This is a genomic window from Streptomyces sp. W16 (assembly GCF_033194735.1).
Lineage (GTDB): Bacteria > Actinomycetota > Actinomycetes > Streptomycetales > Streptomycetaceae > Streptomyces.
Genome location: NZ_JAWOAI010000133.1, coordinates 1 through 20,711, shown reverse-complemented (window position 1 = coordinate 20,711; position 20,711 = coordinate 1). Strand labels below are relative to the sequence as shown.

Annotated in this window: 23 protein-coding genes and 6 pseudogenes; 13 read left to right on the top strand and 16 right to left on the bottom strand. The window is 68.0% G+C overall.

Annotated features, from left to right (window positions below):
- Positions 1 to 317 precede the first annotated feature (317 nt).
- Together R6V09_RS19550 and R6V09_RS19545 are read left to right on the top strand one after the other, a co-directional pair.
- A pseudogene (locus R6V09_RS19550) lies at positions 318 to 815 on the top strand (CHRD domain-containing protein); the annotation flags it as partial.
- Positions 816 to 1,104: 289 nt separating this feature from the next.
- Complete coding sequence (locus tag R6V09_RS19545; protein WP_317882696.1) at positions 1,105 to 1,335, top strand: DUF3455 domain-containing protein; 231 nt, start codon at positions 1,105 to 1,107, stop codon at positions 1,333 to 1,335.
- Positions 1,336 to 1,656: 321 nt separating this feature from the next.
- Here R6V09_RS19545 and R6V09_RS19540 read toward each other — a convergent pair.
- Positions 1,657 to 2,940 (bottom strand): annotated as a pseudogene (locus tag R6V09_RS19540) (IS30 family transposase); the annotation flags it as partial.
- Between R6V09_RS19540 and R6V09_RS54665 the strand changes: the two are divergent.
- Genes R6V09_RS54665 through R6V09_RS19525 form a run of 3 tightly spaced genes read left to right on the top strand, consistent with a single transcriptional unit; the run spans position 2,881 to position 3,792 of the window.
- Positions 2,881 to 3,270, top strand: coding sequence for an integrase core domain-containing protein (locus R6V09_RS54665; protein ID WP_442810087.1), 390 nt, complete (start codon positions 2,881 to 2,883; stop codon positions 3,268 to 3,270). The pseudogene R6V09_RS19540 and the gene R6V09_RS54665 sit on opposite strands and share 60 nt — an antisense overlap.
- A gap of 28 nt (positions 3,271 to 3,298) precedes the next feature.
- Positions 3,299 to 3,484, top strand: coding sequence for a hypothetical protein (locus tag R6V09_RS19530; RefSeq protein ID WP_317882694.1), 186 nt, complete (start codon positions 3,299 to 3,301; stop codon positions 3,482 to 3,484).
- On the top strand, positions 3,481 to 3,792 hold the full coding sequence (locus R6V09_RS19525; protein WP_317882693.1) for a type II toxin-antitoxin system PemK/MazF family toxin: 312 nt from the start codon (positions 3,481 to 3,483) through the stop codon (positions 3,790 to 3,792). Before R6V09_RS19530 ends, R6V09_RS19525 begins: the two co-directional genes overlap by 4 nt.
- Before the next feature lie 166 nt (positions 3,793 to 3,958).
- Here the strand turns inward: R6V09_RS19525 and R6V09_RS19520 are convergent, their stop codons facing one another.
- Complete coding sequence (locus R6V09_RS19520; RefSeq protein WP_317882692.1) at positions 3,959 to 4,525, bottom strand: dihydrofolate reductase family protein; 567 nt, start codon at positions 4,523 to 4,525, stop codon at positions 3,959 to 3,961.
- A 453-nt stretch (positions 4,526 to 4,978) separates the two neighbouring features.
- On the opposite strand from R6V09_RS19520, the gene R6V09_RS19515 reads away from it, so the two are divergent.
- Positions 4,979 to 6,784 (top strand): RecQ family ATP-dependent DNA helicase, encoded by a 1,806-nt coding sequence (locus R6V09_RS19515; RefSeq protein ID WP_317882691.1) that lies wholly within the window; start codon positions 4,979 to 4,981, stop codon positions 6,782 to 6,784.
- A 337-nt stretch (positions 6,785 to 7,121) separates the two neighbouring features.
- Here R6V09_RS19515 and R6V09_RS19510 read toward each other — a convergent pair whose 3' ends face one another.
- From R6V09_RS19510 to R6V09_RS19500, 3 genes are all read right to left on the bottom strand, one after another.
- Positions 7,122 to 8,231, bottom strand: coding sequence for a serine hydrolase domain-containing protein (locus R6V09_RS19510; protein ID WP_317882690.1), 1,110 nt, complete (start codon positions 8,229 to 8,231; stop codon positions 7,122 to 7,124).
- Positions 8,216 to 8,734, bottom strand: coding sequence for a pyridoxamine 5'-phosphate oxidase family protein (locus R6V09_RS19505; RefSeq protein WP_317882689.1), 519 nt, complete (start codon positions 8,732 to 8,734; stop codon positions 8,216 to 8,218). The genes R6V09_RS19510 and R6V09_RS19505 overlap by 16 nt, the downstream gene beginning before the upstream one ends.
- Positions 8,735 to 9,006: 272 nt before the next feature.
- Complete coding sequence (locus tag R6V09_RS19500) at positions 9,007 to 9,870, bottom strand: oxidoreductase (RefSeq protein WP_442810086.1); 864 nt, start codon at positions 9,868 to 9,870, stop codon at positions 9,007 to 9,009.
- Between the two features lie 59 nt (positions 9,871 to 9,929).
- Here R6V09_RS19500 and R6V09_RS19495 point away from each other — a divergent pair, with 59 nt between their 5' ends.
- A complete protein-coding gene (locus R6V09_RS19495; protein WP_317882688.1) occupies positions 9,930 to 10,382 on the top strand; it encodes a MerR family transcriptional regulator in 453 nt (150 codons plus the stop codon).
- A gap of 641 nt (positions 10,383 to 11,023) precedes the next feature.
- Here R6V09_RS19495 and R6V09_RS19490 read toward each other — a convergent pair.
- Positions 11,024 to 11,413, bottom strand: coding sequence for a VOC family protein (locus R6V09_RS19490; RefSeq protein ID WP_317882687.1), 390 nt, complete (start codon positions 11,411 to 11,413; stop codon positions 11,024 to 11,026).
- A gap of 95 nt (positions 11,414 to 11,508) precedes the next feature.
- Positions 11,509 to 11,902: pseudogene (locus R6V09_RS19485) on the bottom strand (transposase family protein); the annotation flags it as partial.
- A gap of 115 nt (positions 11,903 to 12,017) precedes the next feature.
- Between R6V09_RS19485 and R6V09_RS19480 the strand changes: the two are divergent.
- Positions 12,018 to 12,206 (top strand): hypothetical protein, encoded by a 189-nt coding sequence (locus R6V09_RS19480; protein WP_317882686.1) that lies wholly within the window; start codon positions 12,018 to 12,020, stop codon positions 12,204 to 12,206.
- A gap of 54 nt (positions 12,207 to 12,260) precedes the next feature.
- Here the strand turns inward: R6V09_RS19480 and R6V09_RS19475 are convergent, their stop codons facing one another.
- A complete protein-coding gene (locus tag R6V09_RS19475; RefSeq protein ID WP_317882685.1) occupies positions 12,261 to 12,458 on the bottom strand; it encodes a hypothetical protein in 198 nt (65 codons plus the stop codon).
- Positions 12,459 to 12,560: 102 nt separating this feature from the next.
- On the opposite strand from R6V09_RS19475, the gene R6V09_RS19470 reads away from it, so the two are divergent.
- Positions 12,561 to 13,484, top strand: a complete 924-nt coding sequence (locus R6V09_RS19470; RefSeq protein ID WP_317882684.1) for an endo-beta-N-acetylglucosaminidase H — start codon at positions 12,561 to 12,563, stop codon at positions 13,482 to 13,484.
- A 216-nt stretch (positions 13,485 to 13,700) separates the two neighbouring features.
- On the opposite strand, the pseudogene R6V09_RS54660 reads toward R6V09_RS19470, so the two are convergent.
- The 4 genes and pseudogenes from R6V09_RS54660 to R6V09_RS19455 all read right to left on the bottom strand — a co-directional run.
- A pseudogene (locus R6V09_RS54660) lies at positions 13,701 to 13,814 on the bottom strand (IS630 family transposase); the annotation flags it as partial.
- Positions 13,815 to 13,845: 31 nt separating this feature from the next.
- Positions 13,846 to 13,914: pseudogene (locus tag R6V09_RS19465) on the bottom strand (hypothetical protein); the annotation flags it as partial.
- Between the two features lie 11 nt (positions 13,915 to 13,925).
- The gene (locus R6V09_RS19460) at positions 13,926 to 14,306 is read right to left on the bottom strand and encodes a nuclear transport factor 2 family protein (protein WP_317882683.1); all 381 of its coding nucleotides are present in this window, start codon (positions 14,304 to 14,306) and stop codon (positions 13,926 to 13,928) included.
- Between the two features lie 363 nt (positions 14,307 to 14,669).
- Entirely contained in the window at positions 14,670 to 15,104 is a 435-nt protein-coding gene (locus R6V09_RS19455; RefSeq protein ID WP_317882682.1) for a hypothetical protein, read from the bottom strand.
- A 385-nt stretch (positions 15,105 to 15,489) separates the two neighbouring features.
- Between R6V09_RS19455 and R6V09_RS19450 the strand changes: the two genes are divergently transcribed.
- Together R6V09_RS19450 and R6V09_RS19445 are read left to right on the top strand one after the other, a co-directional pair.
- On the top strand, positions 15,490 to 15,666 hold the full coding sequence (locus R6V09_RS19450; RefSeq protein WP_317882681.1) for a hypothetical protein: 177 nt from the start codon (positions 15,490 to 15,492) through the stop codon (positions 15,664 to 15,666).
- A gap of 26 nt (positions 15,667 to 15,692) precedes the next feature.
- Positions 15,693 to 16,208 (top strand): hypothetical protein, encoded by a 516-nt coding sequence (locus tag R6V09_RS19445; protein ID WP_317882680.1) that lies wholly within the window; start codon positions 15,693 to 15,695, stop codon positions 16,206 to 16,208.
- A gap of 672 nt (positions 16,209 to 16,880) precedes the next feature.
- Here the strand turns inward: R6V09_RS19445 and R6V09_RS19440 are convergent.
- Together R6V09_RS19440 and R6V09_RS19435 are read right to left on the bottom strand one after the other, a co-directional pair.
- The gene (locus R6V09_RS19440) at positions 16,881 to 17,714 is read right to left on the bottom strand and encodes an HD domain-containing protein (protein ID WP_317882679.1); all 834 of its coding nucleotides are present in this window, start codon (positions 17,712 to 17,714) and stop codon (positions 16,881 to 16,883) included.
- Complete coding sequence (locus R6V09_RS19435) at positions 17,711 to 18,058, bottom strand: PadR family transcriptional regulator (RefSeq protein WP_317882678.1); 348 nt, start codon at positions 18,056 to 18,058, stop codon at positions 17,711 to 17,713. Before R6V09_RS19435 ends, R6V09_RS19440 begins: the two co-directional genes overlap by 4 nt.
- A gap of 179 nt (positions 18,059 to 18,237) precedes the next feature.
- Here R6V09_RS19435 and R6V09_RS19430 point away from each other — a divergent pair, with 179 nt between their 5' ends.
- Positions 18,238 to 18,876, top strand: a complete 639-nt coding sequence (locus R6V09_RS19430) for a Type 1 glutamine amidotransferase-like domain-containing protein (RefSeq protein ID WP_317882677.1) — start codon at positions 18,238 to 18,240, stop codon at positions 18,874 to 18,876.
- A 144-nt stretch (positions 18,877 to 19,020) separates the two neighbouring features.
- On the opposite strand, the gene R6V09_RS19425 is transcribed toward R6V09_RS19430, so the two are convergent.
- Entirely contained in the window at positions 19,021 to 19,434 is a 414-nt protein-coding gene (locus R6V09_RS19425) for a VOC family protein (protein WP_317882676.1), read from the bottom strand.
- Positions 19,431 to 20,015, bottom strand: a complete 585-nt coding sequence (locus R6V09_RS19420) for a dihydrofolate reductase family protein (RefSeq protein ID WP_317882675.1) — start codon at positions 20,013 to 20,015, stop codon at positions 19,431 to 19,433. The genes R6V09_RS19425 and R6V09_RS19420 overlap by 4 nt, the downstream gene beginning before the upstream one ends.
- A gap of 278 nt (positions 20,016 to 20,293) precedes the next feature.
- On the opposite strand from R6V09_RS19420, the pseudogene R6V09_RS19415 reads away from it, so the two are divergent.
- Positions 20,294 to 20,711 (top strand): annotated as a pseudogene (locus R6V09_RS19415) (hypothetical protein); the annotation flags it as partial.

Genomic DNA, 20,711 nt, shown 5'->3' with positions numbered 1-20,711 from the left:
GGGGTGTGTCGGGCGCGGCCCGGGCAGGGGTGCGTTGGGCAGGGGCCGCATCCGGCGGTCTCCGGGCCCACCGCCCGCGCGGCAAGGGCGAGTTGTCGCCGGAGGCCTTCGCAGCCGTCACCGGCGTCCGGCCGATGCCTCTCGGCGGGTGGTCGGTGTGCGTCGTAATGTCAAGATCGTGTCCTCAGTGATGCTGTCCCTTCTCAGGCGTGTCTCAGGAGTGTCATCGGCTGAGGGATCACCACAGGGGCCCCGTGCTGGAGGGAGAACGACCGCGGGGCAACCGCGGATCGGCAATCACGGGGAGAACGAGACACATGATGTTCAAGCGATTCGGGACCATCGCCGCGACCGCGATCACCGGCACCCTGCTCCTGACCGCCTGCAACGGCGCGGACGGTGCGGCCGACGCCACCGTGTCACATCCGACGACCGGGGCGGCGCAGCACGGGGGCGCCACCCAGGCGGCCGGTGCCATCGGCCGCTACTCCGAGAACGCGCCGGGGGCACGGTACTTCACCACGATCCTCACCGGTGACAACGAAGTGCCCGTCAAGGGCAAGCCGGCGGTGGGTGACAAGGACGGCAGCGCGCTGGCCCTCATGCGTATCCAGGGCGACGAGGTGTCCTTCGCGTTCGCGTGGACGGGTATCGGCACCCCGACCATGGCTCATCTCCACCAGGGTGCGCGGGGCACCAACGGTGACGTGAAGATCCCGTTCTTCATGGAGAAGCTCAAGGGCGGCACGCCGTTCGTGTTCGGCACAGTGAAGGTCAAGGACGCCGACCTGCTGCGGAGCATCAAGGCCCACCCCGACCAGTTCTACTTCAATCTGCACACCGCCGAATTCCCCGGCGGCGCGGTCCGCGGACAGGCCGTCGCACTGCCGGGCGCGGTCTCGCTGCCCGACGCCATCCGGCACTCGGCACTGGCCGGCGTCGTCAAGGGGGCCCAGATCTACGCCTGCACCAAGCAGGACAACGGCTCCTACGCCTTCACCCAGGACAACGTCGACGCCACCCTCCAGGGCGGCATCCAGCACAGCTTCGCCAAGCACGGCCCCGCCGGCCCCCCCGCAGTGGATCGCCCCCGACGGCTCCTCAGTGACCGGCAGCGTCCTCAACAGGTTCGACAACGGCACGGGCAACATCCCCCAACTCCTGCTCCGCGCACAGCAGACCGGCAAGAGCGAAGGACTCCTGTCCAAGACCACCTCGGTCCTGCGACTCAACACCGCCGGCGGCGTCGCCCCCGCCGGCACCTGCAACCCGGCCGCGCAACCCACCGCCCGCGTCCCCTACACGGCCGACTACCTGTTCCTCGCCACCAAGTAACACCGACGAGCGGCACCGACCGAACCATCGGAGCCGTACACGGCCAGGCGATGCGAGCCCTCCCGCGGGCTCGCATCGCCGCGTGTTCCGTCCTGGCCCCGTCAGGTGCCGCCTACCGCTCGACGTCCCCGGTCTCGGGTTCGCCCCCTCCTCCGAACTGACCAACGAGGCGATCGCCGCGAAGAAGGCGGCGATCCCCGGCAGGTTCGCCCCTTTGCCCGTGAAGCCGCGAAGTCCCCCGGCTCCGCCAGGTCACGATGTCCAGCCGCTCATCGTCCGGGAGGCGGACCAGACTCATTCAGGGCTTCGTCAGGTGCCTTCCTTCCAACCGAGCGTTTTCCGGGGCCCGCCATTGAGGGCGCCAGCCACGGCCTGGAGCTCTTCCGGCGACCACCTGGCCAGGTCGGTGCCCTTGGGAAAGTACTGGCGGAGAAGCCCGTTCGTATTCTCGTTCGTCCCGCACTTCCCGGGGCTGTGCGGATCCGCGAAGTAGACCGCGACGCCAGTGTCGAGCTTGAGCTGGGCGTGCGGGGTGAGCTCCTTGCCGCGGCCCCAGGTCAGCGACCGCCGGACCTGTTCGGGAAGCGTTGTGATGACCGGCGTGAGTGCCTGGTTCATCGACAGTGCGCCATAGCCGGCAAGGGCGGGCCCGTTTGGGGGCCGCGGGATGGTGCCGTATCCCTCTTCGCGGGGCAGGTGGAGGAGCATGGTGCACCGGGTGGTCCGCTCTACCAGCGTGCCGATCGCCGACCCGTGCAGCCCGACGATCAAGTCTCCCTCCCAGTGCCCGGAGACGGCACGGTCTCGGCCTCGGCCGGGCGTTCGCTGATCATGACCTCCGGCGAGACGTGGGCCCAGGCTTTGCGCCGGGTGCGAGCGCTCGGGAGGCGTAGTGCCCGCCCGGTGCGCAGGCAGGCAACCAACTCGCGTTTGAGTGCCTCGCGGCTCTCGCCGTAGAGCGCCTGGTAGATCGCTTCGTGCGAGATGCGCATCGATTCGTCCTCGGGGAAATCGACCTTCAGCCGGTGACAGATCTGCTCCGGACTCCAGGCCAACATCCACTTGCGGTCCTGGCGGTGGGGCTTGTTGCGGCCCTTCCAACGCTCCGTCTCGGACCCCTGCACCAGGCTTCCATCCGGGCGGCGGACCTGCCCGGACAACTGCTCCTTGACGTATTCGCGCAGTCGTTGATGCGTGAGGAGCTTCGCCTCCTTCGGACGAAGCGCCGGCATGTCCGCTTTCCACTGCGCGACCGAGGCACGGTAGTCCAGCTTGCCCCTCACGGGTCGCCGCGTCGCGGCGAGGCTCGCGGGAGATCGTCGATGGTGACCGGCCCAGCCGTCCGGCGATCTCCCGTACCCCGGCTCCCTGCACGCGCAGCAGAGCGATCTCCTTCCGATCGGCGAACGAGAGACAGCGGCCCGAGACGGTCAGGTTGATCTGCGACATCCCGCCGGCATGTCGGAACCACCGCGTTCCCACCACTGGCACAGCTCCGACAGCGACCGCCGCATCCTCGTCGGCGACGCCCTGGACAACGCGCTCATGGAAACCCAGATCGGCCTCTACAAAACGGAGTTGATCAAACCCCGCAAGCCCTGGCACGGCCTGGCCGACGTCGAACTCGCCACCGCGGAATGGGTGGACTGGTCCAACAACCAGCGTCTCCACACAGCGATCGGAGACATCCCGCCCCACGAGCACGAGACCAACTACCACGCTCAACACAGAGAAGGATCCGGATGCCCGGCGCCATGCCGGGCGCGGGAGATATCCGACCCGGTAGGGGTGCGTCAGGGTCTTCAGGAAGTGCCACGCCCTTGGGAGCTCGCCCCTGCCGTCGAGCAGGAGGAATGCGGTCCATCAGAGGCCGAGCTCAACGGATGCCACAGAGCCAATGTCACCTACGCCAGAACGCCGCACGGCCTGCGATGACGGCAATCTTGCCACTACTATTGGTGTCATGACTGCCATCACCCTACGGATTCCCGACTCCATGGACAAACAACTGCGCGACGCTGCCGCCGGCGCATCGTCCCTGAACGACTACATCGTGCGAGCCGTGCGACGTCAGATGACACTCGACGCCGCGCGCAAACTCACCTCCGTCGCGCCCCTCGACCTGGCAGGCGAAGGCGACGCCCTGTGATCATCCGCAAGGGCGACGTCTGGGACGTCGACACCGGCAAGGGCACTCGCACCGTTCTCGTCGTCAGCCTCGACGGGCTTGCCGACGCCTACGGCGCTGTCGTCGTCCTGGTCCTGCACGCGCCGGCGCAGCACCCCGACACGGCGATGAGCGTGCATCTGACCACCCCGGTCGACGCCTCCGTCGTCGCCGTCAATCTCCTCCAGCTCTCCACGCTCCGCTTCGAGACCGGCACACCGCACGGGAACATCGGCCCCGAGCAGCAGGAGCTCATCGACAACGCACTCCGCGCGGTCCTCGACCTCTAGCGTTTCAGCCCACCTCGCGAATGATCATCATTGAGCCGCTCCCCCGCGCCCGGAGGGCTGGTCATTCGTAAGATCGGCAAGGCACGGGGGTTCTGGGTACGGCTGTGACCTTGTCACCGTTGGACGGCTCAAAGAACCCAGCAGGATGAAGGAGGCGCGGCCGAGATCAGCGTTGGCTGGCAGGCTTGCTGGGAAGTTCGGTGCGACTGCCCCGGCAGGAGTAGACGATCTCCACCGAACCACCGGGGAGGGCACGCTCGCGCTGGAAGGTCAGCCCGGTGTCGGGACCGAGCATAGGTGTCAGTTGCATCCCGCCGCCGAACAGCAGCGGCAGTACGACCAGTTCGAGGGTGTCGAGTGCGCCAAGGGAGTGGAACGTCCCGATCGTCCGCGGGCCTCCGATGAGATGGACATCGCCGCCCCGGTTGGCCGCGCGGAGCTTCTCCAGCAGCCGCGCCGGGTCGCTGTCGGTAGTGACGTGATCGGGGGTGCCGTCCGGACGGTGTGAGCCGAGCACGAACACGTCGAGGTCCGGCCACGGCCAGCGGTTGTTGGTCAGCGCGGGCTCGAAGGTGGTGCGGCCCATCAGCGCCGCCTCGCAGCCGTCGAGGAACTCCCGGATGCCGTGGCTTTCGCCGGAGACGAACGCGGGGTCGGCAGTCAGGGCCGGCCAGCCGTTCGGTGTGGTCACGTAGCCATCGGCACTCATGCTCATACGGGCGCGGATCTGCATGTCTTCTCCTTGGGACGTCCGGCGGCCGACTATGTAGTCGGCAACCCGAATCGCTGGTCGACGAATGGGCACCACGGGGTGATCACAGAGCCTCGGCCTGTCCGGATTCCGCTCCGCGGGTCGCCCCTCTACCTGAGCGTCGAACGGGAGACCCACCGATCGACACGCTGCCGAAGAATCCTTTCCCACAACGAGATCATGGACCCGCGGCCTCGGCACCCGGCCGCATCTCCCGCTCGCGGATCCCGGCCCCGTCCCGGCCAGGACCCGGTTGTGACCGCGCATCCGTAATGATTACGGACGTTGACGAACTGGCACTTCGCAGCCCGTATCAGGGATCACGGAAGCGCGGTCACACCCCTCGAAATCGCGGATCGGAACGCTCTTGCAGGCGGCGAACCGGGGTAACCGCCAGACACACGGCGGCTGGACGCCCACCATTCAAGGAGAAGCATGTTCGCACTCACGTCCCGACGTCTGCGCGGCACCGCCCGTCGGGTCTTCGGCTGGCAGCAGTTGCGTCCGGCCCAACTGAGCGCGATGAAGGCCGTGATGAAGGGGCGTGACGTACTCGCCGTCATGCCGACCGGCGCGGGCAAGTCCGCCGTGTACCAGGTGCCCGCGGTCCTGCTCGGCGGTCCGGTCGTCGTCGTCTCTCCGCTGATCGCGCTGCAGCGGGACCAGATGCAGAGCCTGCTCGGATCCGGCGCGCTGCGCACCGCCGCCATCAACTCCGCGCAGCGCCGAAGCGACAACGAGACGTCATGGGCCCGCATCAGCGCCTCCTCGGTCGACGTCGTCTTCCTCGCTCCCGAGCAGCTCGCCAAGGCGGACGTCACGGACCGGCTCGCTGCCGTCCGTCCCCGGCTGCTGGTCGTGGACGAGGCACACTGCGTGTCGTCCTGGGGGCACGACTTCCGGCCGGACTACCTGCGGCTGCGCCACGCCCGCGAACGGCTCGGCAACCCGCCGGTGCTCGCCCTGACCGCGAACGCGGCGGCCCCGGTGCGACGGGACATCGCCGAACGTCTCGGCATGACCGACCCGGTGGAGATAGTGGCCGGCTTCGACCGACCCAACATCCACCTGGACGTAACGACCTATCAGGACGCGGCCGCCAAGGAGCGGTTCGTCGTGGAGCGGACGGCCGTCGAGGAGAAGCCGGGAATCCTGTACGCGGGGACGCGGAAGGCAGCGGACGGCTACGCCGAGCAGTTGAGCGACCTCGGACTGTCCGCCGCGAGCTACCACGCGGGGCTCTCCGCCTCCGAACGCCGCCAGACCCAGGACCGCTTCAGCTCCGGTGAACTCGACGTGGTCGTGGCCACCTCGGCGTTCGGGATGGGTATCGACAAGGCGAACGTACGGTTCGTGCTGCACGCGTCCGTCCCCGGCTCGCTCGACGCCTACTACCAGGAGATCGGCCGGGCCGGCCGTGACAGCGCACCGGCCAGGGCGATCCTCGCCTACCGCCCGCAGGATCTGGGTCTGCAACGCTTCTTCGCCACCGGCGCTCCCGACGCCGACGCGCTGCGCCGCGTCGCCGAACTCCTGCGCGGCGAGGCGGCAGCCGTGAGCGCGACCCGGCTCCGGGCCGAGTGCGAACTCGGCGCGACGGCACTGTCCGCCGTGCTGAACCTGCTGGAGGAGACCGGGGCCGTCCGTACCGGACGGGACGGCAGCCGGTTCACCGGCGCGCTCGGCGCCGACGGCGTCTCCGCGGATGACGATGTCGACGCCGTTGTGCAGAGTGCCCTCGCCGTCCACGCCACGCACCTCAAGCTCGAACAGTCCCGGGTCGACATGATGCGCGGGTACGCCGAGACGACCGACTGCCGACGGCGGTTCCTCCTTGGATACTTCGGCGACTCCGTCCCCGTCCCGTGCGGGGCGTGCGACAACTGCACGGGCCCGGTGGCCAAGCCTGCGAGCGGGCTGAGGAGCGAGCGGTTCGGGGACGCCGAACGTCCATACAAGGCTGCCGCACGGTGGCGCCGGTGGCTCCGGGCAGGTGCGCGCGCGGACGCCACAGCGGGTGCCGTCCGCGCGGCGGAGACGGCCGCACGCCCCACAGTGGACGAGCACGCCTACCTGCCAGGCGTCCGCGTGCGCCATGACCAGTGGGGCCAGGGCGAGGTCATGAGCGAGGGCGACGGCAAGATCACCATCTTGTTCAAGTCGGTCGGCTATCGCACCCTGTCGCTGGCCGTGGTGACAGACAAGCAGTTGCTCGTCGCGCTGCCCGACTCACCACGCTGACGCCGGACCCGCGAGTCCCGGGGCGTCGCGAGGCGGCCTTGCCATCGAGACGTAGCGCTTCGACTGGCGGATGAACGGTCGAGTTGGCGGGCCTGAGGGTGCGGGCGGCACGCATACCAGCGTGGCAGGGGTTCCCGCCGACGCGTGCCTGTTCCGATCCCGGCGGAGATGGTGCCTGAGGTTGCTCGCGCGGTTCCCGCCGACGCGGAGTGTGTTCCGGAGCTACCAAGAGGCCCTGCCGCTATGTCCGGGCTGCCGAGAGATCACCCGAACAGGAATGATGTTCAACTGATCAAGTCTGTCGAACGGTGAGCGGAGGGCTTCTCAGTGTCGATACTCAAGCATGTGGGCTGATCTCGGCTGTGGTCAGGTCCGCGAGGCGTTGTGCGGTGTTGAAGTGGGGGGTGAGACGGGTCTTGGTCACGGCGAAGGAGGTGCCGGTGGCGGTGTCGGCATAGACGTAGCTGCCGCCGCCACCGACCCAGCCGAACGTGGTAGGTGCCTCGTCCGGCCGAGTACCGATGCGGCCGAGCGGATAGCCCAGGGCCAGCCGCGCATGGTTACCGAAGACCTGGTCAGTGCCCTCGAAGGCCACCGCCGTCACCTCCTTGAGCTGGTGCGAGTCGATGAGCCGAGCGTCGAGGACCGCGGCGTTCATGGCAGCGATTCCCCGCGCGGTGAAGGTGCCGACTGACGGGATGTCCGCTTGCAGGATCTCGTGGCTGTTGCCCATGGCCGCGGTCGGTTGCCGTTCCCAGGGCGCAAGAATCGCATCGCCGTCAGGCGGGGCGACCGGGCGCGGTGCGGCGTCTTCGAGTCGTGCCAGCCTGCCGAGGTCGGTTCGGGGTACACCGAAGAACAGGTCACCGTCGATGCCCAGGGGCACGGTGACCCACTCGTGCAGGAGCTGCCGCATCGGTTTGCCGGTGGCCCGGCGTGCGACCTCGCCGACGAGGAAGCCGTACGTGAACGAGTGGTATCCCGTCTCGGTCCCGGGCTGCCACCGCGGTGCGGCGTCGGCGAGCGCGGTGCAGACCCGCGACCAGTCGGTCAGGTCGGCAGGACCGATGCCAGGAGGCATCGCCGGCACGCCGACCGAGTGGGTCAGCACGTGTCGAAGGGTCGCGGTCGCCTTGCCGTGGGCACCGAACTCCGGCCACAGGTCGGCCACTGGTGTCTCGTATCCGACAAGGCCTGTCTTGACGAGCAGGTGAGCGATCAGCGACGTCATGACCTTGCCGGCAGAGAAGCTGAAGATCGGGGTCTGGGGAGTCATTCTGCGCCCGGTCTGGCCGTCGGCGACGCCGGCGACGGCATCGACAACAAGAGCACCGTGGTGGTAAATGGCAACCTGCAAGCCGGTTTCGGCCCCGGTATCCACGAGTTCGTCGAGGACGCTTTGGACCTGTTGCTGCAGTGAGGGCATCATCGTCACCCACTCGGCCACGTGTAGCGGGTCTGGCTGGATGCCGGCAGCTTGCCGAAAGCGAATCCGACAGTCGGCGCGACTCGATACAGCCTGACGTCACCGGCGATGACGGCCTCGCCCAACCGATACCAGGAACCCTCGGGACTGGTCAGATGCGCTCCGTACTTCCGCTCGAAGTCCGCGACAGCCTCCTCACGCCCGGAACGCTCATCCACCACGGATGCGACACCCTCGATGACGACGTCCACACCGGTCAAGGCATTCGTGCCAGTCGTCAACACGCAGCGGGGATTACGTTCAAGGTTTCCCGCCTTGCGCTCCTGACCCCCCGTGGTGAAGCACATGCCACCCAAACTCCAGGCCGCCAACAACGGCGTCACGTGCGGTCGCCCGTCCGGCCGCACCGTGGAAAGCCAGAACACCTCCGCCTCACCGAGGACCGCCAACGCCGACGCCCACGGCGTCGCCTGCGCGCCCGGGGACGAGAACGGTCCCAGCACAGCATCCGGTTCGCTGTCCAACCTGTCACATCCTCAACGAGGCATGCTCAGCCGACCAGCACTGGTGAAGCAGCGACAGCAGGCCGACCCGTCATGCCCTTCGGTAGGTGTTACGTGCCGTCTTGATGATGACCTGAACCCGCCGGGAAACTCATCGCTCCGCGCGCGTACCAGCAAGCCGTTGCCGCGTAACCCACTTGCACGGGTCAAGGCCCGATCACCCGAACAGGAACCATGTTCGGGTGATCGAGTCTGTTGAACGGCAAGCGGAAGACTTCTCAGGGGATGGCTTCTCAGATCCCGGTAGAGAGCGCTACCTGGCGCCATTGGTCAAGTTCACGTCGCACCAGATCCAGCTTGGCCTCGACGCGCTCGATCGCGTCCGCGCCCAGTTGCAGGCGCAGCGGCGGCTCGGCGACCTCGGTGATGTCGACGATGGCTTTCGCTGCCTTCACCGGATCGCCTGGCTGGCGGCCGTCGTTCGCAGCCAGTGCCTCGCGCACCGGTCCCGCGCCGGCGAGGTAGTCAGCGATGGACGCCGGTTCGACCTGGATGCTCAAGCTGTTGAGGAAGTCGGTGCGAAACCCGCCCGGCTCCACGATCGTGACGCGTACGCCGAGTGGGGCCAGCTCGCCGTGCAGCGCCTCGGAGACGCCCTCAAGGGCGAACTTGGACGCGCCGTACAGGCCCGCCGCCGGAGCGGTGGCGAAGCCGCCCACGGAGCCGATGTTCAGGACGTGTCCGGAGCGTTGGGCGCGCAACGTCGGCAGTGTCGCCCGCAACGTGTTGAGCACGCCGAAGACGTTGACGTCGAACAGCGCCCGGGCGGCCTTGTCGGAGATCTCCTCGACCGCGCCGATGAGGCCGTAACCGGCGTTGTTGGCCACGATGTCGATCCGGCCGAACTCTGCCAGGCCGGCCTGCACCGCAGCCGTCAACTGCTCCGGTTCGGTCACGTCCGCGTTCACCGCCAGCAGCCCGTCCGGCTTTTGTGGGTACGCCCGGCGCACCGCTGACACATCCCTCGCCGTAGCGATCACGCTGTGCCCTCGCTCCAGCGCTTCCCGGGTGATCTCCGCGCCGAGTCCACGTGATGCCCCGGTAACGAACCAAACGCTCATATTCTCCCCTGTTCCGATGGCCCGATGAGCCGACAACCCGACGCTAGAACCTAGAGTCGGGTCTAGAACAACAGTCATGTGAGGGAGGGGCGTTCATGGACCTGAGCATCGGCGAGGTGGCACAACGCACTGGGCTGAGCGTGCACGCGCTGCGGTTCTACGAGCGGGAGGGCCTGTTCGCCAACCCGGTGCGCCGCCTGTCCAACGGCCGCCGGATCTATCACGAAGAAGACCTGGAGTGGCTGGCCATCTGCACGAAGCTGCGCTCCTCCGGCATGCCCCTGGTGATGATCCGGCAGTACATCGAGCTGGTCCGTCAGGGCCCGGGCAACGAACACGAGCGCCTTGAGGTGCTACGCCGACACGAAACCCACGTGGAGACGCAGATCCGCGAGCTCCAGGACACCCTGGCTGTGATGCGGCACAAGGTGCGGATCTACGAAGACCATGTCACCCGCGGTGAAGCCGACCGGCTCTGGAATCCTTCCCACCCGGTTGCCGCACAGGCAGGCGCGCACCAGGAATGCCATCCACCAGAAGCCACGTGATCGTCCGGTTCGATCTGTGCGGCATCGGCCGCGACATGCGCCCTTCCTTCACCCACGGTACCCAGTCCGTGGGCCTCCGTGTCATCCGGCTGCGCACCACCTGGAACCCACGTTCGAACCGACAGCCCCATCGATCGGTAAGCGGACGGGTACTGAGGACAACACGTCGGATCGACCAGCCGATCGTGCCCAAGAACTTTCAAACGGCATGCCCGGGCCGGCCAGTTGGCCACATAGCGCAGCGCGCCTGCCACGCAGTCGGGCCGGCCCGTCGGAGGCGCGGATGGTTCGGGTGCGCTCAAGGCGGTGCTGCGCCAGTTCCGTCCGCACTGGTCGGTGTGCTGGTGGACGGTGTCCTCCTGGGGCCTGACTGGCCAGTTCCGCAGGAGGTAGGTCCCCCACCGGTTCGAATGTGACGGCGTCGTATCCGCGGTCACGCCCGCGGGCATGGACGCGTACCCGGTAGTGGCCGGGCCCGAACAGAGGCGTTCCGGGCGAGACCGAAGCTGAAATGAGGACCCGAGCCTTGGACCGTGTCCTGTGGTGCTAATCCTGCTGATGGTGCCCGCCGGAATCACATGGGGCACAGCAGTGGTTGAGGGCCGGACTCCACGCTGGGGTCCGGCCCTCGGTGCATGTGGTTACGAGGTCCAGCCGCCGTACGGCACGGTGATGAGTTCCATGGCGTGGCCCGCCGGATCCATGAAGTACACGCCGCTGCCACCGTCGTTGTGGTTGATCGTGCCGGGCTGCTTCCGGTGAGGGTCGGCGTAGTGCTCGATGCCGCGCTGCCTGATCTGCTCGTACGCCGCGTCGAACTCCTCCTGGGAGACCAGGAAGGCGTAGTGCTGGGGGGTGATGCTGTCCGCGGGGATCGTGGCGAAGTCCAGCGTGACGCCGTTGCTCAGGCCGACCGCGATGAACGGGCCCCACTCGGCGGTGATCTCAAGGCTGAGCAGGTTCGCGAAGAATTCCGCGGACTCCCGGTTGTCCAGGGCGTGAACGATCGTGTGGTTCAACTCGACTGACAAGGAATGCCTCCGAAGGCATGTCCCGACACCTCCATGTCTCACCCAGCCGGTGACCGACACGCGATGTCGCCGTAGATCCTAGTCCCTGAGGTCTTTCAGTGTTGCCGCTCCGGGGTGAGGACGGCTGCGGCGATTGACGGCATCCGATTCGGGCTGCACCGGGATCTGCTGAGGATGCGCCAGGACTTCAGGCGGGCCACACCCCGCTCCACCGGTGACCGCGCCACCGCGAGCGCACGGTTGACGGTTCGCTGGGTTGAGGTGAGGTCGCGGCCCGGCGGGCGCTTGAGGGGTGTCGTCACCCATGGGCCGGCTCCCATGTAGGCGCGGTTGGCGAGTACCGGAATGCCTGACGTTCGCAGATTCGGATGATGCGGTGGGTGCGGGCCGCCATCAGGTCGTGGGCCGCCCGGCCGGGCAGCGCGGGAGAGAGAGCCACAGTCGTCGCCCGACTGAATCGGTCACCAGCTGCACGTTCACTCCGCGCCGGCCGGGAGTTGAGCGAGGGTGTCGTGCTTGCACAGGCACACCAGGCCGACCAGAGCGCGGTGGTGCCCTGGACAATGCCGCCTACGACCGTGATCTGCCATTTGCGGCGACCGTCATGCACGACCTGGGGGTCGCCGACCTCGCTCAGGGCGACGCGCGGTTCGAGGTGGAGGGCGCGGATCTTGCTGCCACGCTGCCGAGTGAGCAGGGTGTTGACGCGCGGGACGTGGACCGGGTGTGGGAGTCGATCGCCCTTCACACCTCGCCCGGACCGCCGAACGGCGTGGGCTGCACGCCTACTTGACTCGTGAGGGCGTCGATGTCGACTTCGCGCGCAACGCGGAGCCTGAGGTTTGCTCTAGCCCTGCGGATCTGCGGCGTGCATGCCTGGTTCACCCGCGCCGACGGTGATCACGTCGATGTCGATGTCGATCTCCAATGGGTTCTGTTGGTCGCTGCCCTGAGACAGTGCGGCAGCGTAGCGTTCCAGCAACTCCCTTGCCCGGATGCAGAGTTGCGGAGCGACGTGCGTGGGAGTCGTGACGAGTTCTCGCATGGTTCTGGGGACTCGGTCGCGGGAACGGAAAGATCCGGGGGGCTCACTCGGCGCTCGCGAACAGATCGGGCGCCGCTCCATTCGATGGGAGACCGATCAACGATGTTCACTCCGGTACGGAGCAGAGTACGGACGGCCGCGCTCGCGCTCTCGGCCCTTGCGGCCCTGGCCTTGGGCACGACCGTCACGACCGGCGCGGCAGCGGCTCCCGCTCCCGCTCTCGCGAAACAGGGACCGACCTCGGTGGCGTACGTCGAGGTGAACAACAACAGCATGCTGAACGTCGGCAAGTACACCCTCACCAACGGCGGCGCCCAAGTCTTCGACGTCGCCGTGATCTTCGCGGCGAACATCAACTACAACACGAGCACGAAGGCAGCGACCCTGTACTTCAACCCGAACGTGCAGAGCGTCCTCGACAACGCCGCCACGCAGATACGGCCGTTGCAGCAGAAGGGCATCAAGGTCGTCCTCTCGGTGCTCGGCAACCACCAGGGCGCGGGCTTCGCCAACTTCCCGTCCCAGCAGGCCGCTTCGACGTACGCGAAACAACTGTCGGACACCGTGGCCAAGTACGGCCTCGACGGCATCGACTTCGACGACGAGTACGCCGACTACGGCAACAACGGCACCGCCCAGCCCAACGCCAGCTCGTTCGTGTACCTGGTGTCGGCACTGCGCGCCAACATGCCGGACAAGATCATCAGCCTCTACAACATCGGCCCGGCCGCGTCGCGCCTGTCCTACGGCGGCGTCGACGTCTCGTCCAAGTTCGACTACGCCTGGAACCCGTACTACGGCTCCTGGCAGGTCCCCGGCATCGCACTGCCCAAGTCGAAGCTGTCGCCGGCGGCCGTCCAGATCGGCGCGACCTCGCAGAGCACGGTCGCCGCCCTCGCCGCCCGCACGGTCAGTGAGGGCTACGGCGTCTATCTGACGTACAACCTCGACGGCGCCGATCGCAGCGCCGATGTCTCCGCGTTCACCAGGGAGTTGTACGGCAGTGACGCCCACTACACGCCGTAGCCCGACCACAGTCCACGGCGTCCGGCGCCCCGTCGGGGCTTGCTGCATCCCGTAGGGCCGCGCCTCGGGCAGGCCGCGTCTTCGACAACGATGTCGGAGGCGCGGTCGCCACAGGTGCCGTGACCTGCGCTGCACCAAAGTGCCGACCATCTCTCTGATTCTCTGCTGCCAGCCGCTGCAGCCAATTGACATCAGCGCAGGTCACGAGCGTCGCCTGGCTTCCAACACCGTCCCCAGAGCGCGCAGTTGACCGGCGCTGAGCGTGCAGCGGCGCCTCCGGCCCTTGGACTTGGAGACCAGGGCCTGCCGACCGCCCGAAGCCAGGACCTGGGGCAGGTCGAACGGGCGATCAACCGTGTTGGCGGTAGCGGTCTGCCCACCGTTTCGCCGTAGTGGGAGAGACTTGGACGCGTTCCGCCGCGCGCCGAAGCGGCACGTGCGTCAGAACATGCCGTTGGGGTTGGCCGCGTTCTCCGGCACGTCCTGGATGACGTCCCAGTGCTCGACGACCTTGCCGTTCTCCAGCCGGAAGAAGTCAGCCAGGGCACGGCCCGGCTTGCCGGGCTCCAGGATGAGGTGGGAGTGCGTGACGACCATGTCGCCCTCGGCCAGGACCCGCTTGATGTCCAGCTGCAGCTGCGGGTACGCGCCGCGCAGCCAGGTCACGAATCCGGTGAAGGCTTCCGGGCCGTCGGCAGCATCCGGGTTGTGCTGGATGTAGCGGTCGCCGAAGTGGTCCGCGATGGCCTTCTCGGGGTTGCCGCCGAAGGCGGTCTGGTAGTAGTCGACGACGATCTGCTTGTTGCGTTCGAGCTGCGACATGAGTATTCCGTTCGGGGAGGATGGTTCCCGGAAACGAAGACTCTGAAGAGGGTCGCAGCACCGGGAACCAGGATTTCTCAACTGGCGCCCTCGCGTCGTCAAAAGGGCGGCCTGGGCGGCGCGCCGACGCTGGTACTACTTTCTCTTGCCGTCCCGCATGCGGGACGTACGCCAGGATCTGCCGCTATCCAGCGGTGATCTCCTGTCGCATATTCAACTTACCCCGCAGGCTCGACCCCCGCAATCCGCGAAAGACTTCACCCAACAGGGACGAAAGTCCTCGTGGCCCGTCAGCCCAGATCGCAACCGGATGCACGGCAGAACAGCGGCCGACTCTGTCCCCAACCTTTCGGGGCTGTACACCTAGGCCACCCAGCAGTAGGCATCTCGGCCCTGGCGTCGGGCGCTGCTGACGAGAGCAGCCAGATCACTCAGGATCACGAAGGCGATCTCCGTGTCGATGACCTCACCGTCCTCCGCACGCCGCAAGGACCAGGCAACAGCGGCATCCTTCAACGCGGACCGCTCAGCCTCGGCGAGTGCCGCGGACAAGCGAGGCGAGATCGCGAACACGATGCACCCGTCATCGCCCTGGTCGGCGACGATCCGAGGCTCGCCGGCTTCGACGAGTTCCTCGAAACTGCCGTCGGCGAGAAGGCACTCCCACTCGACCACAGCCTCTTCGGGATCGAAGTTGCCAAAGGAGAGCGACTCGAATGTGCGTCGCGGCCCGGTCTGAAGAACCAGAGCCGCTGACGCGTCATCCGGAGCCGCGAAGAACTCGACGATGATGCTCACCCGCGCATCATGCCGGACCGGGGACAGAACGCCGTCCACCTGTACGGAGCCTCAGGCGTCCCACCCACGCACACTCCGGGATCGCGCCTCCTCAGTCATCGGTGCACCGGTCGGCCCAGGTCCGGTCCACCACGGCCGGCCGGGTATCGGCAGGGACGCAGGCCGTCAACTCCCCACCCAAGAGAGTCACTTGATGGCCTCTGACCGCGTCGACCGCGACGCAGAACAACCGGCCGCCGACGAAAGGGGCGTACACGGCAGGCTTTTCACGTCCCACGCCGAACTCCACGCCGCAGGTCTCCGAAGAGGGAGCAGCCTTGAATCGACGCGGCTCCCAGTCCAATCGCGCCCAGGCCTTCAGGCACCCCGAAGTTCTGCTGCCGCCATGTCTCTCTCCCCCGTCCCGGCCCACGCGCCGACCGGCCCCGGTTCCCGGTGCTCAGCATCGCCCTGGCACTGCATCGAGCTCAAGGTCGTCTACGGCACTGCGCTGGCGGCGGCATGTCGCCACACCGGTTTCAGCGTCTCCAGCATCCCCGAGAGCGCCGTGAAACCGCACTGAATGGGGAGGCAGTCACGCTGTGCGGCATGACGACGACGGCCCCGCCAGGGGCAGCGGCCCGGGAGGGGATCATCATGAACGGCCTTCGACTGATCCGACGGCACGTGGCGGCCTTCGGGCGCTTCGCCGGGCTGGGCAGTGGGCTCACCGTGGCGGCTTCCGCGGCTCTGGTCCTGCTGTCGCAGTGGATTCCATGGGCGGCGGCGAACGCGCTGACCACCCTCGCCTCCACCGTAGTTGCCACCGAGTTGCACGCCCGCGTCTCGTTCCGCCACGGACGGCCCGGTCTGGCCGGTCACCTGAAGAGCGCGGCCACCATGGCCCTCGGCTGGCTGGTCACGTCCGCCGCGGTCGGCGCGCTGGCCGCGCTCCGCCCAGACGCCGGACTCGTCCTGCAGCAGACGGTGTACTTGTCGGCCACCGCGCTCGTCGGGATCGGCCGCTATCTCGTGCTGCGGCTGGCTGTGTTCGGCGAGGGCACCCCACGGTCCGGGACCAGCAGCGACGTCCGGCTCCGGGCCGAATACGACGCGGCGGCGTAAGTGCTTGGCTGTGTTCAACGCAAGCAGCCAGGAGATCAACGACCTGGGCAAGGCCGTACGGCCCGCTGGGACGTGGCGTCGCGGCAGGTGAGACCGACCGTCCCGATCAAGAGCTGCCCGACTGCGAGAATGAAGGTGATCCGTGTGACTCACCAACCGGGCGGGTGAGCCAACGGTGGATCACCATACGGCCGGAATGCGTCGCACTACGAAGATCACGACCTGTTTGTGATCTTCGACAGGGAATCCCCATCGCGCGCTTCTCCCCCGCCCCCCGTACGGCTGTCACCGCGCTGTCCGTGCCCGTCGTACTGCTCGCCCCAACCACCGCTCACGCCGCCACACCCGAACACGGCCACCTCCCCAGGCCACAGCACGACCCTGCCCGTCCGCCTGGTCGTCACGACCCGTCCTGGGTGAGGGAAGGTGGTGCCGGATGCCGACTCGGTTCGGGTCCGGCGGCACCGGCCGTGGAGCCGTGCCAGGCCTGGAGCAGTCGGCCCAGACGGCGCGCCGGTGTCTCGCTGGGAACGAAAAGCACTGCCGCCACTAGTGCGAGGCCGCCTGCGGCGAATGCTCCGGCCGCCCAGGCTGTCAGCCCTCCCTGCACCATGGCCATCGCGAACCCGGCCAGTGTCCCGAGGGCAGCCCCCAGCCGCGCCGCCCCACTCGTCATCGCCGGTCCCGACGGAAAGGGCGGCGCAGCGTGATGGAGAGTCGGGGTGCGCCGAGCAGGACGTGGAGTGTGAAGCAGGTGCGGGCGTGGCGGGTGGTGTGGACCGCCAGGTCGGCGCTCCATTCCGCTTGCCAGCGCGCTCGTTGCTGTGACGGCAGGAGGAGAGTGACGACGGCCAGGAGGCGGCCGGAGACGACGTAGGAGGACATTGCCGGTTGCAGGACTGCCGAGGCGAGGTCCTGCAGTTCACGGCCGACCGTCTCCAGTCCCGCCGCGGAAGCCGCGGGTGCAAAGACATCGAGGGTTTCACGGGCATTGAGGAGCTGCCTGGGGTGGGCCACGAACGCGATGGTGCGCATGTTGTGGAGCCGGTCCGCGAGCCGGATGGCCAGCACGGCCGTCTCCCATGACGGAGCGGCGGCATCGGAGGCGAGCATGGTGCCCTTGCCGGTCTGCGGGTACGCGGAGACTTCGGCAGTGCGAACTGCTGCGATCAAGTCGGCAACTTCTTGGCCGAGTTGATCGGCGATTCGCCGCGGCGGGCAGGCGGTGTCCTCCACGTCGTGGAGCAGCGCCGCGCACACCACGGGTGGAGGCATGCGGAGCTCGGCGACGATGGCGGCGACGGCAAGGCAGTGGGTGACATAGGGGTCACCACTACGGCGCCTTTGCCCCGCGTGCCAGACCGACGCCTCGGCATAGGCGCGTTCCAGCTGACCGGCGCCGGCGTCCGGGTGGTGCGAGCGAACTGTGGCGATGACGCTCTCAAGGGTTGGCGTCAGGTCTGTCTCCGCGGTCAGGGACGGCGGAAACCGCCACTGCCTCTTCATGATGCCCCTCCCTCGGCGGCCGGGTGGGCACTGGCCCACCCTGGCAAGGGGCGCTTCCGAGACCGGTAAGTGCGCGCCAGAGCCTCGCGGGCTTCTTCGGCACCATCCTGCGTAATCCGGTAGAAGCGGCGGCGCGGGCGCCCCTCCGCCTCGTGCACAGTCGGGTCCTCCCAACTGCTCTCCAACCAGCCGGCCTGTTCCAGCCGGGCCAGGATCGGATAGATCGTGCCCGACGGCAGTCCCGCCAGGTCGCACAGCTCAAGGCCGTACCGCTGCCTGGCAGGGTCCTCCAGCAAAGCCCGCAGCACCAGTTGAGTCTGCAGGGTCATACGCGGCATACTCATACTCGTACTCTACATAGCCTATATACAGGCTGTCTAGAGACAGTAACGCCTTGTGATCCATTCTCGGGCCCCCATCCGACCGAGGCGACGACGGGCGACCAGGCCGGCCGCAGCCAGGCCCCGTTCACGGCAGCATGAATGATCACCACCGCGTGATCCGTCATCACCGAGAGGCTCTGATGAGGCTGCTGCTGAGTTCCTGGTTCCTGACCCCCGACAGCCGGCCCTCGGCCCTGCCCGCCACCCTGGCCACCGGCAGAGCGGGCATCGTCTTGAACGCCCTCGACGAGTACGGCCCTTCACGCACCCGCGACTACGCTCGCGAGAGCCACACCCTGGAGACCTTCGGCTACTCCTGCGAAGAACTCGATCTCCGCGACTACTTCGCCGCCCCCGCAGAACTCCCCGAACGCCTGGACGCCCTCGACCTCGTCTGGACCTTGGGCGGCAACGCGTTCGTCCTGGCCCGCGCCATGACCCAGGCAGGATTCCGCGACGCCCTCCAAGAACAGCTGCACCGGCCCGAGTTCACCTACGGCGGCTACTCGGCGGGAGCCTGCGTAGCCGGACCGGACCTCCAGGGCATCGACCTCATCGACGACCCGACCGTCCTGCCCGAGGGCTATCCGTCCACCACCGCACCGGAGTGCCTCCGCCTGATGCCCTACCGGATCGTTCCCCACTGGCGATCCGAACACCGCGACGCGCAAGGCGCGGAACGAGCCGCCGCCCATCTCGCCGAGCGCGGACTGCCGCACCGCTGCCTGCGCGACGGAGAAACGCTGAACATCCAAGACACCACCACGACGGTCACCTGACCGCCACCCTCGTGATCCGCAGGCCCTGACCGTCAGTCCCTGTAGACCAGCCTGACGGGCCCAATGGCGAGCAGGGGATGACACCGCGCGTCGCGCTGCGCCCGCGCTGAGGGACGCGTCGCCACCCCGCTCGCCGTGACCGCCTCAGGAGAAGTCTGCTGCGGTGATGCCGTCGGAATGTCCGAACGGCCACTCCACCAGCTCGATCCGGTAACCGTCCGGGTCCGTGAGCCACGATGTCTTCGGGCCGTCAGGGCCACCCGGATACTGGACAGGCCCCGGCTCCAGGCCGGCTTCGGCCAGTGTCTTCAGGGTGACGGTCAGCGTGTCCACCTGGATCGCCAGGTGGTCGAAACCGCTGCCCACGTCGACGTGTCCGTCGGCGGGACGGTGGACCAGTTCGAGCGAGGCCGCCGGTTCGCCGGGGAACTTGAGGATCACGAGGCGAGCCCCGTCGCCGACCTCGCCCCTGCCCAGCTCGACGTAGCCCAAGGCGGTGTAGAAACCGAGCGAGCGGGCCAGGTCGGTGACGCGGTAGGAGACGAAGAGCGTCTTCACGCGGCTTCCCCGGGTCGGCGCACCTGGTAGCGGAGGTGCGTGACGTCTCGGTCCTCAAGCCGTCGGACGAGGTCGAGTTCGATGTGATCACCACCGAGATGGTCGAACAGCCGTCGACCGTCCCCGAGGAGGACCTGCACCAGGTGGATCTCCATCTCGTCCAACTGCCCGGCCCGGAGAAGCGCTTGGGCCGCCCCCGCCCCATGGACCATGACCGGCCGGTCCCCGGCGGCGGCGCGAGCCTGACGGGCGCATTCCTCGACGTCGGTGACGAAACGCGCGTGGCCGGGTGGCACGTCCCCGTCCTCCACCTGGTGGGTGAGGACGAGGACCGGCACGCCGTCGTGATGATCGCCCTGCCAGCGCCCGGCGAGTTCGAAGGTCCGTCGGCCGGAAATCACCGCGCCGGTCGCCAGCGCTTCGCGGTAGACCTGGCCGCTCGGACCGTCGGATTCCCGGTCGTCTAGCCAGTTGAAAAGCCGTCCGCCGCCGCGTCCGAGCTCCTGACCTGGCCGATCGCCCGGCCCGGCGATGTAGCCGTCGAGCGACATCGACATGTACAGCCGAATCGGATTGTGCATCCTGACCTCCATCTCTCCTCCATGACACCGGGACCCGACACTTCCTGATCCGCCGACGGGGCGGGCATGTCACGAGGAAGACTTCAGGCAACCGGCAAACTCATCGGCCTGACGCGCCGGCCCTGCTGCCCAGGGCTGCCGCCCCACCCGCACACGTCACCGAACCCGGCTGGTGACAGCCGTTGCGGACCACCAGGCGACGGCCCGCCTCGTCCCGCTGGCCAGGCCAACTCGGCTGTCACGGCTGTCTGCGGCGAGCTGCGCGCCTGGACTCGACGGTGATCTACGGCGCCGGCGCCGGCCTCGGTCTGCTGATCCGGCTCTCCGGCGTGGTCGGCGGTCTGTTCCTGGGCCGGTTCGCGCACGGCCCCGGCGAACATCGGGGCGATCCACGACGAGGTGCGCACCCCGGCGGAGGTGGCGTGATGGCCTACGGCATCAGCACCGACGCCTACTTCTGGCCGATCTCGCAGCGGGCGCCGCGACCGATGTCACCGACCGACATGCTGCACGACACCACCGGACTCGGCGGCCGGGTCTTCCAGATCTGCGACTACCCGGCGATCGAGTCATACGACCGGGCCGAGCCGGCCGACGTCCGCGCCACCGCCCGCGACCTCGGCCCGGCCTCCGAACCCGGCACCCGTGGCGTGCGTGCCGCGTGGAGCCGGCCCGGGAGCTGGACGTCACCCTGGT

Excerpts from the sequence above, each read along its gene's own strand:
- R6V09_RS54665 (WP_442810087.1), top strand. The coding sequence starts at position 2,881 with ATGGAAACCCAGATCGGCCTCTACAAAACGGAGTTGATCAAACCCCGC.
- R6V09_RS19520 (WP_317882692.1), bottom strand. The coding sequence starts at position 4,525 with ATGCAGATCCGCGCCCGTATGAGCATGAGTGCCGATGGCTACGTGACC.
- R6V09_RS19440 (WP_317882679.1), bottom strand. The coding sequence starts at position 17,714 with ATGAAGAGGCAGTGGCGGTTTCCGCCGTCCCTGACCGCGGAGACAGAC.
- R6V09_RS19480 (WP_317882686.1), top strand. The coding sequence starts at position 12,018 with ATGCACGACCTGGGGGTCGCCGACCTCGCTCAGGGCGACGCGCGGTTC.
- R6V09_RS19515 (WP_317882691.1), top strand. The coding sequence starts at position 4,979 with ATGTTCGCACTCACGTCCCGACGTCTGCGCGGCACCGCCCGTCGGGTC.
- R6V09_RS19470 (WP_317882684.1), top strand. The coding sequence starts at position 12,561 with ATGTTCACTCCGGTACGGAGCAGAGTACGGACGGCCGCGCTCGCGCTC.
- R6V09_RS19460 (WP_317882683.1), bottom strand. The coding sequence starts at position 14,306 with ATGTCGCAGCTCGAACGCAACAAGCAGATCGTCGTCGACTACTACCAG.
- R6V09_RS19420 (WP_317882675.1), bottom strand. The coding sequence starts at position 20,015 with ATGCACAATCCGATTCGGCTGTACATGTCGATGTCGCTCGACGGCTAC.
- R6V09_RS19430 (WP_317882677.1), top strand. The coding sequence starts at position 18,238 with ATGAGGCTGCTGCTGAGTTCCTGGTTCCTGACCCCCGACAGCCGGCCC.
- R6V09_RS19495 (WP_317882688.1), top strand. The coding sequence starts at position 9,930 with ATGGACCTGAGCATCGGCGAGGTGGCACAACGCACTGGGCTGAGCGTG.
- R6V09_RS19475 (WP_317882685.1), bottom strand. The coding sequence starts at position 12,458 with ATGCGAGAACTCGTCACGACTCCCACGCACGTCGCTCCGCAACTCTGC.
- R6V09_RS19435 (WP_317882678.1), bottom strand. The coding sequence starts at position 18,058 with ATGAGTATGCCGCGTATGACCCTGCAGACTCAACTGGTGCTGCGGGCT.
- R6V09_RS19450 (WP_317882681.1), top strand. The coding sequence starts at position 15,490 with ATGTCTCTCTCCCCCGTCCCGGCCCACGCGCCGACCGGCCCCGGTTCC.
- R6V09_RS19445 (WP_317882680.1), top strand. The coding sequence starts at position 15,693 with ATGACGACGACGGCCCCGCCAGGGGCAGCGGCCCGGGAGGGGATCATC.
- R6V09_RS19530 (WP_317882694.1), top strand. The coding sequence starts at position 3,299 with ATGACTGCCATCACCCTACGGATTCCCGACTCCATGGACAAACAACTG.